Source organism: Bacillus subtilis subsp. subtilis str. 168, from assembly GCF_000009045.1.
Classification (GTDB): domain Bacteria; phylum Bacillota; class Bacilli; order Bacillales; family Bacillaceae; genus Bacillus; species Bacillus subtilis.
Map to the genome: position 1 here is coordinate 1 of NC_000964.3, position 15,864 is coordinate 15,864.

General features: G+C 45.3%; 8 protein-coding genes, 2 tRNA genes and 3 rRNA genes. 12 read left to right on the forward strand and 1 reads right to left on the reverse strand.

Going from position 1 to position 15,864, the window contains the following annotated elements:
* Positions 1-409: 409 nt before the first annotated feature.
* From dnaA to rrnO-5S, 12 genes are all read left to right on the forward strand, one after another.
* A complete protein-coding gene (gene dnaA / locus BSU_00010; RefSeq protein ID NP_387882.1) occupies positions 410-1,750 on the forward strand; it encodes a chromosomal replication initiator informational ATPase in 1,341 nt (446 codons plus the stop codon).
* A gap of 188 nt (positions 1,751-1,938) precedes the next feature.
* A complete protein-coding gene (gene dnaN / locus BSU_00020) occupies positions 1,939-3,075 on the forward strand; it encodes a DNA polymerase III (beta subunit) (RefSeq protein ID NP_387883.1) in 1,137 nt (378 codons plus the stop codon).
* Between the two features lie 130 nt (positions 3,076-3,205).
* Entirely contained in the window at positions 3,206-3,421 is a 216-nt protein-coding gene (gene rlbA, locus BSU_00030) for an RNA binding protein involved in ribosome maturation (RefSeq protein NP_387884.1), read from the forward strand.
* Positions 3,422-3,436: 15 nt separating this feature from the next.
* On the forward strand, positions 3,437-4,549 hold the full coding sequence (gene recF, locus BSU_00040) for a RecA filament-DNA complex stabilisation, ssDNA and dsDNA binding, ATP binding (protein NP_387885.1): 1,113 nt from the start codon (positions 3,437-3,439) through the stop codon (positions 4,547-4,549).
* Positions 4,550-4,566: 17 nt separating this feature from the next.
* A complete protein-coding gene (gene remB, locus BSU_00050) occupies positions 4,567-4,812 on the forward strand; it encodes a regulator of extracellular matrix formation (RefSeq protein NP_387886.2) in 246 nt (81 codons plus the stop codon).
* Between the two features lie 54 nt (positions 4,813-4,866).
* Complete coding sequence (gyrB, locus tag BSU_00060) at positions 4,867-6,783, forward strand: DNA gyrase (subunit B) (protein ID NP_387887.1); 1,917 nt, start codon at positions 4,867-4,869, stop codon at positions 6,781-6,783.
* A 210-nt stretch (positions 6,784-6,993) separates the two neighbouring features.
* On the forward strand, positions 6,994-9,459 hold the full coding sequence (gene gyrA / locus BSU_00070; RefSeq protein ID NP_387888.1) for a DNA gyrase (subunit A): 2,466 nt from the start codon (positions 6,994-6,996) through the stop codon (positions 9,457-9,459).
* A gap of 350 nt (positions 9,460-9,809) precedes the next feature.
* Positions 9,810-11,364, forward strand: a ribosomal RNA-16S gene (rrnO-16S, locus tag BSU_rRNA_1).
* A 99-nt stretch (positions 11,365-11,463) separates the two neighbouring features.
* Positions 11,464-11,540, forward strand: a tRNA-Ile gene (gene trnO-Ile / locus BSU_tRNA_5).
* A gap of 11 nt (positions 11,541-11,551) precedes the next feature.
* A tRNA-Ala gene (gene trnO-Ala, locus BSU_tRNA_6) sits at positions 11,552-11,627 on the forward strand.
* 81 nt (positions 11,628-11,708) lie between these two features.
* A ribosomal RNA-23S gene (rrnO-23S, locus tag BSU_rRNA_2) occupies positions 11,709-14,636 on the forward strand.
* Positions 14,637-14,691: 55 nt separating this feature from the next.
* Positions 14,692-14,810, forward strand: a ribosomal RNA-5S gene (rrnO-5S, locus tag BSU_rRNA_3).
* The 16S, 23S and 5S rRNA genes sit together here with 2 tRNA genes alongside, the layout of an rRNA operon.
* 36 nt (positions 14,811-14,846) lie before the next feature.
* Here the strand turns inward: rrnO-5S and yaaC are convergent.
* The gene (gene yaaC, locus BSU_00080; protein NP_387889.1) at positions 14,847-15,794 is read right to left on the reverse strand and encodes a hypothetical protein; all 948 of its coding nucleotides are present in this window, start codon (positions 15,792-15,794) and stop codon (positions 14,847-14,849) included.
* Between the last annotated feature and the right edge of the window lie 70 nt (positions 15,795-15,864).

A 15,864-nucleotide genomic window follows, 5' to 3' on the forward strand; every position in this document is an offset into this window, starting at 1 on the left:
ATCTTTTTCGGCTTTTTTTAGTATCCACAGAGGTTATCGACAACATTTTCACATTACCAACCCCTGTGGACAAGGTTTTTTCAACAGGTTGTCCGCTTTGTGGATAAGATTGTGACAACCATTGCAAGCTCTCGTTTATTTTGGTATTATATTTGTGTTTTAACTCTTGATTACTAATCCTACCTTTCCTCTTTATCCACAAAGTGTGGATAAGTTGTGGATTGATTTCACACAGCTTGTGTAGAAGGTTGTCCACAAGTTGTGAAATTTGTCGAAAAGCTATTTATCTACTATATTATATGTTTTCAACATTTAATGTGTACGAATGGTAAGCGCCATTTGCTCTTTTTTTGTGTTCTATAACAGAGAAAGACGCCATTTTCTAAGAAAAGGAGGGACGTGCCGGAAGATGGAAAATATATTAGACCTGTGGAACCAAGCCCTTGCTCAAATCGAAAAAAAGTTGAGCAAACCGAGTTTTGAGACTTGGATGAAGTCAACCAAAGCCCACTCACTGCAAGGCGATACATTAACAATCACGGCTCCCAATGAATTTGCCAGAGACTGGCTGGAGTCCAGATACTTGCATCTGATTGCAGATACTATATATGAATTAACCGGGGAAGAATTGAGCATTAAGTTTGTCATTCCTCAAAATCAAGATGTTGAGGACTTTATGCCGAAACCGCAAGTCAAAAAAGCGGTCAAAGAAGATACATCTGATTTTCCTCAAAATATGCTCAATCCAAAATATACTTTTGATACTTTTGTCATCGGATCTGGAAACCGATTTGCACATGCTGCTTCCCTCGCAGTAGCGGAAGCGCCCGCGAAAGCTTACAACCCTTTATTTATCTATGGGGGCGTCGGCTTAGGGAAAACACACTTAATGCATGCGATCGGCCATTATGTAATAGATCATAATCCTTCTGCCAAAGTGGTTTATCTGTCTTCTGAGAAATTTACAAACGAATTCATCAACTCTATCCGAGATAATAAAGCCGTCGACTTCCGCAATCGCTATCGAAATGTTGATGTGCTTTTGATAGATGATATTCAATTTTTAGCGGGGAAAGAACAAACCCAGGAAGAATTTTTCCATACATTTAACACATTACACGAAGAAAGCAAACAAATCGTCATTTCAAGTGACCGGCCGCCAAAGGAAATTCCGACACTTGAAGACAGATTGCGCTCACGTTTTGAATGGGGACTTATTACAGATATCACACCGCCTGATCTAGAAACGAGAATTGCAATTTTAAGAAAAAAGGCCAAAGCAGAGGGCCTCGATATTCCGAACGAGGTTATGCTTTACATCGCGAATCAAATCGACAGCAATATTCGGGAACTCGAAGGAGCATTAATCAGAGTTGTCGCTTATTCATCTTTAATTAATAAAGATATTAATGCTGATCTGGCCGCTGAGGCGTTGAAAGATATTATTCCTTCCTCAAAACCGAAAGTCATTACGATAAAAGAAATTCAGAGGGTAGTAGGCCAGCAATTTAATATTAAACTCGAGGATTTCAAAGCAAAAAAACGGACAAAGTCAGTAGCTTTTCCGCGTCAAATCGCCATGTACTTATCAAGGGAAATGACTGATTCCTCTCTTCCTAAAATCGGTGAAGAGTTTGGAGGACGTGATCATACGACCGTTATTCATGCGCATGAAAAAATTTCAAAACTGCTGGCAGATGATGAACAGCTTCAGCAGCATGTAAAAGAAATTAAAGAACAGCTTAAATAGCAGGACCGGGGATCAATCGGGGAAAGTGTGAATAACTTTTCGGAAGTCATACACAGTCTGTCCACATGTGGATAGGCTGTGTTTCCTGTCTTTTTCACAACTTATCCACAAATCCACAGGCCCTACTATTACTTCTACTATTTTTTATAAATATATATATTAATACATTATCCGTTAGGAGGATAAAAATGAAATTCACGATTCAAAAAGATCGTCTTGTTGAAAGTGTCCAAGATGTATTAAAAGCAGTTTCATCCAGAACCACGATTCCCATTCTGACTGGTATTAAAATTGTTGCATCAGATGATGGAGTATCCTTTACAGGGAGTGACTCAGATATTTCTATTGAATCCTTCATTCCAAAAGAAGAAGGAGATAAAGAAATCGTCACTATTGAACAGCCCGGAAGCATCGTTTTACAGGCTCGCTTTTTTAGTGAAATTGTAAAAAAATTGCCGATGGCAACTGTAGAAATTGAAGTCCAAAATCAGTATTTGACGATTATCCGTTCTGGTAAAGCTGAATTTAATCTAAACGGACTGGATGCTGATGAATATCCGCACTTGCCGCAGATTGAAGAGCATCATGCGATTCAGATCCCAACTGATTTGTTAAAAAATCTAATCAGACAAACAGTATTTGCAGTGTCCACCTCAGAAACACGCCCTATCTTGACAGGTGTAAACTGGAAAGTGGAGCAAAGTGAATTATTATGCACTGCAACGGATAGCCACCGTCTTGCATTAAGAAAGGCGAAACTTGATATTCCAGAAGACAGATCTTATAACGTCGTGATTCCGGGAAAAAGTTTAACTGAACTCAGCAAGATTTTAGATGACAACCAGGAACTTGTAGATATCGTCATCACAGAAACCCAAGTTCTGTTTAAAGCGAAAAACGTCTTGTTCTTCTCACGGCTTCTGGACGGGAATTATCCAGACACAACCAGCCTGATTCCGCAAGACAGCAAAACAGAAATCATTGTGAACACAAAAGAATTCCTTCAGGCCATTGATCGTGCATCTCTTTTAGCTAGAGAGGGACGCAACAACGTTGTAAAACTGTCCGCAAAACCGGCTGAATCCATTGAAATTTCTTCCAATTCGCCAGAAATCGGTAAAGTTGTGGAAGCAATTGTTGCGGATCAAATTGAAGGTGAGGAATTAAATATCTCTTTTAGTCCAAAATATATGCTGGATGCACTAAAGGTGCTTGAAGGAGCAGAAATACGCGTAAGCTTTACAGGCGCAATGAGACCTTTCTTAATTCGCACGCCGAATGATGAAACGATTGTACAGCTTATCCTTCCTGTCAGAACCTATTAATCCGATACACTGCTGCCGACCCGTCGGCAGCTTTTCTATTCGGTATCTGCTCCGACAAGTTTTCCCTTTCCCTAATTCGTTTTTTTTTAGTACAATTAGATATTAGTGATATTTGAAAGAGGTCGATATAATGGCAAATCCGATTTCAATTGATACAGAGATGATTACACTCGGACAATTCTTAAAATTAGCCGATGTGATTCAGTCTGGCGGTATGGCGAAGTGGTTTTTAAGCGAGCATGAAGTGCTTGTGAACGATGAGCCGGACAACCGCCGGGGCAGAAAGCTGTATGTTGGAGATGTGGTAGAGATTGAAGGATTTGGTTCATTTCAAGTCGTCAATTAAAGCGGGTGACACTGATTGTATATCCAGAACTTAGAACTGACATCTTACCGCAACTACGACCATGCTGAACTTCAATTTGAAAATAAAGTAAATGTGATCATCGGAGAAAACGCCCAGGGGAAGACAAACCTCATGGAGGCGATCTATGTCTTGTCCATGGCGAAATCGCACCGGACATCAAATGACAAAGAACTTATACGGTGGGACAAAGACTATGCTAAAATAGAGGGAAGAGTGATGAAGCAAAACGGGGCGATCCCGATGCAGCTCGTCATCTCCAAAAAGGGTAAAAAGGGCAAGGTCAATCATATTGAACAGCAAAAGCTCAGCCAGTATGTCGGGGCCCTCAACACCATTATGTTCGCGCCGGAAGATTTAAATCTTGTAAAGGGAAGCCCTCAAGTGAGAAGGCGGTTTCTTGACATGGAAATCGGACAGGTTTCTCCCGTCTACCTTCATGATCTTTCTCTTTACCAGAAAATCCTTTCCCAGCGGAATCATTTTTTGAAACAGCTGCAAACAAGAAAACAAACTGACCGGACGATGCTCGATGTTCTGACCGATCAGCTTGTAGAAGTTGCAGCAAAAGTCGTCGTAAAACGCCTGCAGTTTACAGCACAGCTCGAGAAATGGGCGCAGCCCATCCATGCAGGCATCTCAAGAGGGCTTGAAGAACTGACCCTGAAATACCATACAGCTCTTGATGTATCAGATCCCCTAGATTTGTCGAAAATAGGAGATAGCTATCAAGAAGCGTTTTCTAAATTAAGAGAAAAAGAAATTGAGCGTGGTGTGACGCTGTCAGGGCCTCATCGCGATGATGTTCTTTTCTATGTGAACGGACGCGATGTGCAGACGTATGGTTCTCAAGGACAGCAGCGAACGACGGCGTTGTCCCTTAAGCTGGCGGAGATTGACCTGATCCATGAAGAAATCGGAGAATATCCCATTTTACTATTGGATGATGTACTGAGTGAACTGGATGATTATCGCCAGTCACACTTGCTTCATACGATCCAAGGCCGTGTACAAACGTTTGTCACAACGACAAGCGTTGATGGCATTGATCACGAAACCTTACGTCAAGCAGGAATGTTCCGTGTGCAAAATGGTGCGTTAGTGAAGTGAAGAAATGAGGTGAGCAATTGTATATTCATTTAGGTGATGACTTTGTGGTTTCAACACGAGATATTGTCGGCATTTTTGACTTTAAAGCCAACATGTCGCCTATTGTTGAAGAATTTCTGAAAAAACAGAAACACAAGGTGGTGCCTTCCGTAAACGGCACGCCCAAATCTATCGTAGTCACGGTTCAGAATATATATTACTCTCCCTTATCTTCCAGCACATTAAAAAAACGTGCGCAATTTATGTTTGAAATAGATTCTTAGAAATTTTTTATCACGAATATATCGTTTAGAAAAGTGTAGGTGAATGACGTGGCTATGGAACAGCAGCAAAACAGTTATGATGAAAATCAGATACAGGTACTAGAAGGATTGGAAGCTGTTCGTAAAAGACCGGGGATGTATATCGGTTCGACAAACAGCAAAGGCCTTCACCACTTGGTATGGGAAATTGTCGACAATAGTATTGACGAAGCCCTCGCCGGTTATTGTACGGATATCAATATCCAAATCGAAAAAGACAACAGTATCACGGTTGTAGATAATGGCCGCGGTATTCCAGTCGGTATTCATGAAAAAATGGGCCGTCCTGCGGTAGAAGTCATTATGACGGTGCTTCATGCCGGAGGAAAATTTGACGGAAGCGGCTATAAAGTATCCGGAGGATTACACGGTGTAGGTGCGTCGGTCGTAAACGCACTATCAACAGAGCTTGATGTGACGGTTCACCGTGACGGTAAAATTCACCGCCAAACCTATAAACGCGGAGTTCCGGTTACAGACCTTGAAATCATTGGCGAAACGGATCATACAGGAACGACGACACATTTTGTCCCGGACCCTGAAATTTTCTCAGAAACAACCGAGTATGATTACGATCTGCTTGCCAACCGCGTGCGTGAATTAGCCTTTTTAACAAAGGGCGTAAACATCACGATTGAAGATAAACGTGAAGGACAAGAGCGCAAAAATGAATACCATTACGAAGGCGGAATTAAAAGTTATGTAGAGTATTTAAACCGCTCTAAAGAGGTTGTCCATGAAGAGCCGATTTACATTGAAGGCGAAAAGGACGGCATTACGGTTGAAGTGGCTTTGCAATACAATGACAGCTACACAAGCAACATTTACTCGTTTACAAACAACATTAACACGTACGAAGGCGGTACCCATGAAGCTGGCTTCAAAACGGGCCTGACTCGTGTTATCAACGATTACGCCAGAAAAAAAGGGCTTATTAAAGAAAATGATCCAAACCTAAGCGGAGATGACGTAAGGGAAGGGCTGACAGCGATTATTTCAATCAAACACCCTGATCCGCAGTTTGAGGGCCAAACAAAAACAAAGCTGGGCAACTCAGAAGCACGGACGATCACCGATACGTTATTTTCTACGGCGATGGAAACATTTATGCTGGAAAATCCAGATGCAGCCAAAAAAATTGTCGATAAAGGTTTAATGGCGGCAAGAGCAAGAATGGCTGCGAAAAAAGCGCGTGAACTAACACGCCGTAAGAGTGCTTTGGAAATTTCAAACCTGCCCGGTAAGTTAGCGGACTGCTCTTCAAAAGATCCGAGCATCTCCGAGTTATATATCGTAGAGGGTGACTCTGCCGGAGGATCTGCTAAACAAGGACGCGACAGACATTTCCAAGCCATTTTGCCGCTTAGAGGTAAAATCCTAAACGTTGAAAAGGCCAGACTGGATAAAATCCTTTCTAACAACGAAGTTCGCTCTATGATCACAGCGCTCGGCACAGGTATCGGAGAAGACTTCAACCTTGAGAAAGCCCGTTACCACAAAGTTGTCATTATGACAGATGCCGATGTTGACGGCGCGCACATCAGAACACTGCTGTTAACGTTCTTTTACAGATATATGCGCCAAATTATCGAAAATGGCTACGTGTACATTGCGCAGCCGCCGCTCTACAAGGTTCAACAGGGGAAACGCGTTGAATATGCATACAATGACAAGGAGCTTGAAGAGCTGTTAAAAACTCTTCCTCAAACGCCTAAGCCTGGACTGCAGCGTTACAAAGGTCTTGGTGAAATGAATGCCACCCAGCTATGGGAGACAACCATGGATCCTAGCTCCAGAACACTTCTTCAGGTAACTCTTGAAGATGCAATGGATGCGGATGAGACTTTTGAAATGCTTATGGGCGACAAGGTAGAACCGCGCCGAAACTTCATAGAAGCGAATGCGAGATACGTTAAAAATCTTGACATCTAATCATAAAAAGCCTTATTTCCAATAAGAAATAAGGCTTTTTTCTGAACAAGATCAGATGCAGCGATGCCTGCAATACCTATATATTCTAGCAATTTAATGTGTATAATCATAAGTTTATTGATATAATGGAGAATAGTGAAATCGTATTGAAGGTCATAATGGACAATCTACTCCCACATATTTCATGTGATACTTCAGGGAGGTTTTTTAATGAGTGAACAAAACACACCACAAGTTCGTGAAATAAATATCAGTCAGGAAATGCGTACGTCCTTCTTGGATTATGCAATGAGCGTTATCGTGTCCCGTGCTCTTCCGGATGTTCGTGACGGTTTAAAACCGGTTCATAGACGGATTTTGTATGCAATGAATGATTTAGGCATGACAAGTGACAAGCCTTATAAAAAATCCGCGCGTATCGTTGGAGAAGTTATCGGGAAATACCACCCGCACGGTGATTCAGCGGTATATGAATCCATGGTCAGAATGGCTCAGGATTTCAACTACCGTTATATGCTCGTTGACGGTCACGGAAACTTCGGTTCTGTTGACGGAGACTCAGCGGCGGCCATGCGTTATACAGAAGCACGAATGTCTAAAATCTCAATGGAGATTCTTCGCGACATCACAAAAGACACAATCGATTACCAGGATAACTATGACGGGTCAGAAAGAGAACCTGTCGTTATGCCTTCAAGGTTCCCGAATCTGCTCGTGAACGGTGCTGCCGGCATTGCGGTAGGTATGGCAACAAACATTCCTCCGCACCAGCTGGGAGAAATCATTGACGGTGTACTTGCTGTTAGTGAGAATCCGGACATTACAATTCCAGAGCTTATGGAAGTCATTCCAGGGCCTGATTTCCCGACCGCGGGTCAAATCTTGGGACGCAGCGGTATCCGGAAAGCATACGAATCAGGCCGAGGCTCTATCACGATCCGGGCAAAAGCTGAGATCGAACAAACATCTTCGGGTAAAGAAAGAATTATCGTTACAGAGTTACCTTACCAAGTAAATAAGGCGAAATTAATTGAGAAAATTGCTGATCTCGTAAGGGACAAAAAGATAGAGGGTATCACAGATCTGCGTGATGAGTCAGATCGTACAGGTATGAGAATTGTCATTGAAATCAGACGCGATGCCAATGCGAATGTTATCTTAAACAATCTGTACAAACAAACTGCTCTACAAACATCTTTTGGCATCAACCTGCTTGCGCTTGTTGATGGCCAGCCGAAAGTTTTAACTCTTAAGCAATGCCTGGAGCATTACCTTGACCATCAAAAAGTTGTCATTAGACGCCGTACTGCTTATGAATTGCGTAAAGCAGAAGCGAGAGCTCATATCTTGGAAGGATTGAGAGTTGCACTGGATCATCTCGATGCAGTTATCTCCCTTATCCGTAATTCTCAAACGGCTGAAATTGCGAGAACAGGTTTAATTGAACAATTCTCACTGACAGAGAAGCAAGCACAAGCGATCCTTGACATGAGGCTCCAGCGTTTAACGGGACTGGAACGTGAAAAGATCGAAGAAGAATACCAGTCTCTTGTTAAATTAATTGCAGAGCTAAAAGACATCTTGGCAAATGAATATAAAGTGCTTGAGATCATTCGTGAAGAACTCACGGAAATCAAAGAGCGTTTTAACGATGAAAGACGTACTGAGATCGTCACTTCTGGACTGGAGACAATTGAAGATGAAGATCTCATCGAGAGAGAAAATATCGTAGTTACTCTGACGCACAACGGATACGTCAAACGTCTTCCTGCATCAACTTACCGCAGTCAAAAACGGGGCGGAAAAGGTGTACAAGGTATGGGAACAAACGAAGATGATTTCGTTGAACATTTGATCTCTACGTCAACTCATGACACGATTCTCTTCTTCTCGAACAAGGGGAAAGTGTATCGTGCAAAAGGGTATGAAATCCCTGAATACGGCAGAACGGCAAAAGGAATCCCGATTATTAACCTGCTGGAGGTAGAAAAGGGTGAGTGGATCAACGCGATTATTCCAGTCACGGAATTCAATGCGGAGCTTTACCTCTTCTTCACTACAAAGCATGGGGTTTCAAAACGAACATCGCTATCTCAATTCGCTAATATCCGCAACAATGGTCTAATTGCTCTGAGTCTTCGTGAAGATGATGAACTGATGGGTGTACGTCTGACTGACGGCACAAAACAAATCATCATTGGAACGAAAAACGGTTTACTGATTCGTTTCCCTGAAACAGATGTCCGAGAGATGGGAAGAACTGCGGCGGGCGTAAAAGGCATCACCCTGACGGATGACGACGTTGTTGTCGGCATGGAGATTTTAGAGGAAGAATCACACGTCCTTATCGTAACTGAAAAAGGGTACGGAAAACGAACTCCTGCTGAAGAGTACAGAACCCAAAGCCGGGGCGGAAAAGGACTCAAAACAGCGAAAATCACCGAGAACAACGGCCAACTAGTAGCAGTGAAAGCTACTAAAGGTGAAGAGGATCTAATGATTATTACAGCTAGCGGCGTACTCATCAGAATGGACATCAATGATATCTCCATCACCGGACGTGTCACTCAAGGTGTGCGTCTCATCAGAATGGCAGAAGAAGAGCATGTTGCTACAGTAGCTTTAGTTGAGAAAAACGAAGAAGATGAGAATGAAGAAGAACAAGAAGAAGTGTGAAAAAAAGCGCAGCTGAAATAGCTGCGCTTTTTTGTGTCATAACCCTTTACAGTCATAAAAATTATGGTATAATCATTTCTGTTGTCTTTTTAAAGACACAAGCATGACCATTATGACTAGTAAAAACTTTTTCAAAAAAGTATTGACCTAGTTAACTAAAAATGTTACTATTAAGTAGTCGCTTTGAGAGAAGCACACAAAGTTCTTTGAAAACTAAACAAGACAAAACGTACCTGTTAATTCATTTTTATAAATCGCACAGCGATGTGCGTAGTCAGTCAAACTAGGGCCTGCACGACGCAGGTCACACAGGTGTCGCCGCAGGATGCGGTGAACTTAACCTGTGATCCATTTATCGGAGAGTTTGATCCTGGCTCAGGACGAACGCTGGCGGCGTGCCTAATACATGCAAGTCGAGCGGACAGATGGGAGCTTGCTCCCTGATGTTAGCGGCGGACGGGTGAGTAACACGTGGGTAACCTGCCTGTAAGACTGGGATAACTCCGGGAAACCGGGGCTAATACCGGATGGTTGTTTGAACCGCATGGTTCAAACATAAAAGGTGGCTTCGGCTACCACTTACAGATGGACCCGCGGCGCATTAGCTAGTTGGTGAGGTAACGGCTCACCAAGGCGACGATGCGTAGCCGACCTGAGAGGGTGATCGGCCACACTGGGACTGAGACACGGCCCAGACTCCTACGGGAGGCAGCAGTAGGGAATCTTCCGCAATGGACGAAAGTCTGACGGAGCAACGCCGCGTGAGTGATGAAGGTTTTCGGATCGTAAAGCTCTGTTGTTAGGGAAGAACAAGTGCCGTTCGAATAGGGCGGTACCTTGACGGTACCTAACCAGAAAGCCACGGCTAACTACGTGCCAGCAGCCGCGGTAATACGTAGGTGGCAAGCGTTGTCCGGAATTATTGGGCGTAAAGGGCTCGCAGGCGGTTTCTTAAGTCTGATGTGAAAGCCCCCGGCTCAACCGGGGAGGGTCATTGGAAACTGGGGAACTTGAGTGCAGAAGAGGAGAGTGGAATTCCACGTGTAGCGGTGAAATGCGTAGAGATGTGGAGGAACACCAGTGGCGAAGGCGACTCTCTGGTCTGTAACTGACGCTGAGGAGCGAAAGCGTGGGGAGCGAACAGGATTAGATACCCTGGTAGTCCACGCCGTAAACGATGAGTGCTAAGTGTTAGGGGGTTTCCGCCCCTTAGTGCTGCAGCTAACGCATTAAGCACTCCGCCTGGGGAGTACGGTCGCAAGACTGAAACTCAAAGGAATTGACGGGGGCCCGCACAAGCGGTGGAGCATGTGGTTTAATTCGAAGCAACGCGAAGAACCTTACCAGGTCTTGACATCCTCTGACAATCCTAGAGATAGGACGTCCCCTTCGGGGGCAGAGTGACAGGTGGTGCATGGTTGTCGTCAGCTCGTGTCGTGAGATGTTGGGTTAAGTCCCGCAACGAGCGCAACCCTTGATCTTAGTTGCCAGCATTCAGTTGGGCACTCTAAGGTGACTGCCGGTGACAAACCGGAGGAAGGTGGGGATGACGTCAAATCATCATGCCCCTTATGACCTGGGCTACACACGTGCTACAATGGACAGAACAAAGGGCAGCGAAACCGCGAGGTTAAGCCAATCCCACAAATCTGTTCTCAGTTCGGATCGCAGTCTGCAACTCGACTGCGTGAAGCTGGAATCGCTAGTAATCGCGGATCAGCATGCCGCGGTGAATACGTTCCCGGGCCTTGTACACACCGCCCGTCACACCACGAGAGTTTGTAACACCCGAAGTCGGTGAGGTAACCTTTTAGGAGCCAGCCGCCGAAGGTGGGACAGATGATTGGGGTGAAGTCGTAACAAGGTAGCCGTATCGGAAGGTGCGGCTGGATCACCTCCTTTCTAAGGATATTTTACGGAATATAAGACCTTGGGTCTTATAAACAGAACGTTCCCTGTCTTGTTTAGTTTTGAAGGAACTTTGTTCCTTGAATAAGTTAAGATGGGCCTGTAGCTCAGCTGGTTAGAGCGCACGCCTGATAAGCGTGAGGTCGGTGGTTCGAGTCCACTCAGGCCCACCATCTTATATAACGGGGCCTTAGCTCAGCTGGGAGAGCGCCTGCTTTGCACGCAGGAGGTCAGCGGTTCGATCCCGCTAGGCTCCACCAACGTGTTCTTTGAAAACTAGATAACAGTAGACATCACATTCAATTAGTAACACAAGATATCACATAGTGATTCTTTTTAACGGTTAAGTTAGAAAGGGCGCACGGTGGATGCCTTGGCACTAGGAGCCGATGAAGGACGGGACGAACACCGATATGCTTCGGGGAGCTGTAAGCAAGCTTTGATCCGGAGATTTCCGAATGGGGAAACCCACCACTCGTAATGGAGTGGTATCCATATCTGAATTCATAGGATATGAGAAGGCAGACCCGGGGAACTGAAACATCTAAGTACCCGGAGGAAGAGAAAGCAAATGCGATTCCCTGAGTAGCGGCGAGCGAAACGGGATCAGCCCAAACCAAGAGGCTTGCCTCTTGGGGTTGTAGGACACTCTGTACGGAGTTACAAAGGAACGAGGTAGATGAAGAGGTCTGGAAAGGCCCGCCATAGGAGGTAACAGCCCTGTAGTCAAAACTTCGTTCTCTCCTGAGTGGATCCTGAGTACGGCGGAACACGTGAAATTCCGTCGGAATCCGGGAGGACCATCTCCCAAGGCTAAATACTCCCTAGTGACCGATAGTGAACCAGTACCGTGAGGGAAAGGTGAAAAGCACCCCGGAAGGGGAGTGAAAGAGATCCTGAAACCGTGTGCCTACAAGTAGTCAGAGCCCGTTAACGGGTGATGGCGTGCCTTTTGTAGAATGAACCGGCGAGTTACGATCTCGTGCAAGGTTAAGCAGAAGATGCGGAGCCGCAGCGAAAGCGAGTCTGAATAGGGCGCATGAGTACGTGGTCGTAGACCCGAAACCAGGTGATCTACCCATGTCCAGGGTGAAGTTCAGGTAACACTGAATGGAGGCCCGAACCCACGCACGTTGAAAAGTGCGGGGATGAGGTGTGGGTAGGGGTGAAATGCCAATCGAACCTGGAGATAGCTGGTTCTCTCCGAAATAGCTTTAGGGCTAGCCTCAAGGTAAGAGTCTTGGAGGTAGAGCACTGATTGGACTAGGGGCCCCTACCGGGTTACCGAATTCAGTCAAACTCCGAATGCCAATGACTTATCCTTGGGAGTCAGACTGCGAGTGATAAGATCCGTAGTCGAAAGGGAAACAGCCCAGACCGCCAGCTAAGGTCCCAAAGTATACGTTAAGTGGAAAAGGATGTGGAGTTGCTTAGACAACCAGGATGTTGGCTTAGAAGCAGCCACCATTTAAAGAGTGCGTAATAGCTCACTGGTCGAGTGACTCTGCGCCGAAAATGTACCGGGGCTAAACGTATCACCGAAGCTGCGGACTGTTCTTCGAACAGTGGTAGGAGAGCGTTCTAAGGGCTGTGAAGCCAGACCGGAAGGACTGGTGGAGCGCTTAGAAGTGAGAATGCCGGTATGAGTAGCGAAAGAGGGGTGAGAATCCCCTCCACCGAATGCCTAAGGTTTCCTGAGGAAGGCTCGTCCGCTCAGGGTTAGTCGGGACCTAAGCCGAGGCCGAAAGGCGTAGGCGATGGACAACAGGTTGATATTCCTGTACCACCTCCTCACCATTTGAGCAATGGGGGGACGCAGGAGGATAGGGTAAGCGCGGTATTGGATATCCGCGTCCAAGCAGTTAGGCTGGGAAATAGGCAAATCCGTTTCCCATAAGGCTGAGCTGTGATGGCGAGCGAAATATAGTAGCGAAGTTCCTGATTCCACACTGCCAAGAAAAGCCTCTAGCGAGGTGAGAGGTGCCCGTACCGCAAACCGACACAGGTAGGCGAGGAGAGAATCCTAAGGTGATCGAGAGAACTCTCGTTAAGGAACTCGGCAAAATGACCCCGTAACTTCGGGAGAAGGGGTGCTCTGTTAGGGTGCAAGCCCGAGAGAGCCGCAGTGAATAGGCCCAGGCGACTGTTTAGCAAAAACACAGGTCTCTGCGAAGCCGTAAGGCGAAGTATAGGGGCTGACGCCTGCCCGGTGCTGGAAGGTTAAGAGGAGCGCTTAGCGTAAGCGAAGGTGCGAATTGAAGCCCCAGTAAACGGCGGCCGTAACTATAACGGTCCTAAGGTAGCGAAATTCCTTGTCGGGTAAGTTCCGACCCGCACGAAAGGCGCAACGATCTGGGCACTGTCTCAACGAGAGACTCGGTGAAATTATAGTACCTGTGAAGATGCAGGTTACCCGCGACAGGACGGAAAGACCCCGTGGAGCTTTACTGCAGCCTGATATTGAATGTTGGTACAGCTTGTACAGGATAGGTAGGAGCCTTGGAAACCGGAGCGCCAGCTTCGGTGGAGGCATCGGTGGGATACTACCCTGGCTGTATTGACCTTCTAACCCGCCGCCCTTATCGGGCGGGGAGACAGTGTCAGGTGGGCAGTTTGACTGGGGCGGTCGCCTCCTAAAAGGTAACGGAGGCGCCCAAAGGTTCCCTCAGAATGGTTGGAAATCATTCGCAGAGTGTAAAGGCACAAGGGAGCTTGACTGCGAGACCTACAAGTCGAGCAGGGACGAAAGTCGGGCTTAGTGATCCGGTGGTTCCGCATGGAAGGGCCATCGCTCAACGGATAAAAGCTACCCCGGGGATAACAGGCTTATCTCCCCCAAGAGTCCACATCGACGGGGAGGTTTGGCACCTCGATGTCGGCTCATCGCATCCTGGGGCTGTAGTCGGTCCCAAGGGTTGGGCTGTTCGCCCATTAAAGCGGTACGCGAGCTGGGTTCAGAACGTCGTGAGACAGTTCGGTCCCTATCCGTCGCGGGCGCAGGAAATTTGAGAGGAGCTGTCCTTAGTACGAGAGGACCGGGATGGACGCACCGCTGGTGTACCAGTTGTTCTGCCAAGGGCATCGCTGGGTAGCTATGTGCGGACGGGATAAGTGCTGAAAGCATCTAAGCATGAAGCCCCCCTCAAGATGAGATTTCCCATTCCGCAAGGAAGTAAGATCCCTGAAAGATGATCAGGTTGATAGGTCTGAGGTGGAAGTGTGGCGACACATGGAGCTGACAGATACTAATCGATCGAGGACTTAACCATATTTTTGAATGATGTCACACCTGTTATCTAGTTTTGAGAGAACACTCTCAATTTGTTTGGTGGCGATAGCGAAGAGGTCACACCCGTTCCCATACCGAACACGGAAGTTAAGCTCTTCAGCGCCGATGGTAGTCGGGGGTTTCCCCCTGTGAGAGTAGGACGCCGCCAAGCAAGCTTAAACCCAGCTCAATGAGCTGGGTTTTTTGTTTGTTAAAAATGAAGAAGAAACTGTGAAGCGTATTTAGGGAATTTCTTTTCTGATACTAATAAAAACTGCTGAATTAACACGTAGTCATCACTTATATGCTGTGTTAATAACTCATACCACCATTCTGTTTCATACCTTGCAATCATCCCAACGTTGTACAAAATCAAATAATGAATTGTCATTTCGGGAAGCCTCAGAAATTGCTCCCTTTGAGAAGGGATATAATATTGGTTCTTTTCCATGTCAAACAATAAGCTGGTCGATGTCCATGGCTCCTTGTCTTGTGGTGAAATTTCGAACAGCAGCCCGTGTTCATTTTTTTTTGTAAAAGACCATTGATAATGATGGGACATGTATTCAGCAAACCTTGAATCAGACATTTTGTAATTGATTACTACTTCCTCCGGTACAAAAATTTCGTTCTTATCCTTCTCAACTTTTGTCATAAATCGTTCTTTCTGCTGAAAGTAGAAAATATCGCTAAGTTCTGGAATGGCCATTAATAATTTTTTCATGGTATACCGTTCATCTACTATATCCGATTGTCCGAATAAATGTTTCATAAAATGTACGCATAGGCCATTCCGTTGTATTTTCACTTCATCGTCGCTAAAACAATAATTTTGTTTCTTTCGTTTTCTTGTTGTTACGCCATGTGCCAGTACTGATGTATGGCTTGGATAATGAGGATCACGTGTAATTAAGCATGCTTTGATAAGCTGTGCCATTCCATAAAATAAAAGAATCGGTTTGATTTCTAAGGGAGAATATGCGGCTTGTTTATAAAACGATTCGGCATGCTTTAAGAAATAAATAAACCGTTCACTGTTTTTAAAAGAGTTTTTTTTCGCATCGTTAATACCGTTTAAGATATAAACCTTTTCTAGAAATTTCTGGGTTGATTCAACGGAGTAAAATAGCGCTAAGTCTTTCCACTCATGATATGTCATGTATATTTCTTAATCCTTTCCGTTATCTAAATATTTCAACTCTTTCCCGCTTCCTTGACATGCTCTTGGC

Coding starts and splice junctions, on each gene's coding strand:
- gyrB (NP_387887.1), top strand. CDS start 4,867: ATGGAACAGCAGCAAAACAGTTATGATGAAAATCAGATACAGGTACTA.
- rlbA (NP_387884.1), top strand. CDS start 3,206: ATGGCAAATCCGATTTCAATTGATACAGAGATGATTACACTCGGACAA.
- dnaN (NP_387883.1), top strand. CDS start 1,939: ATGAAATTCACGATTCAAAAAGATCGTCTTGTTGAAAGTGTCCAAGAT.
- yaaC (NP_387889.1), bottom strand. CDS start 15,794: ATGACATATCATGAGTGGAAAGACTTAGCGCTATTTTACTCCGTTGAA.
- gyrA (NP_387888.1), top strand. CDS start 6,994: ATGAGTGAACAAAACACACCACAAGTTCGTGAAATAAATATCAGTCAG.
- dnaA (NP_387882.1), top strand. CDS start 410: ATGGAAAATATATTAGACCTGTGGAACCAAGCCCTTGCTCAAATCGAA.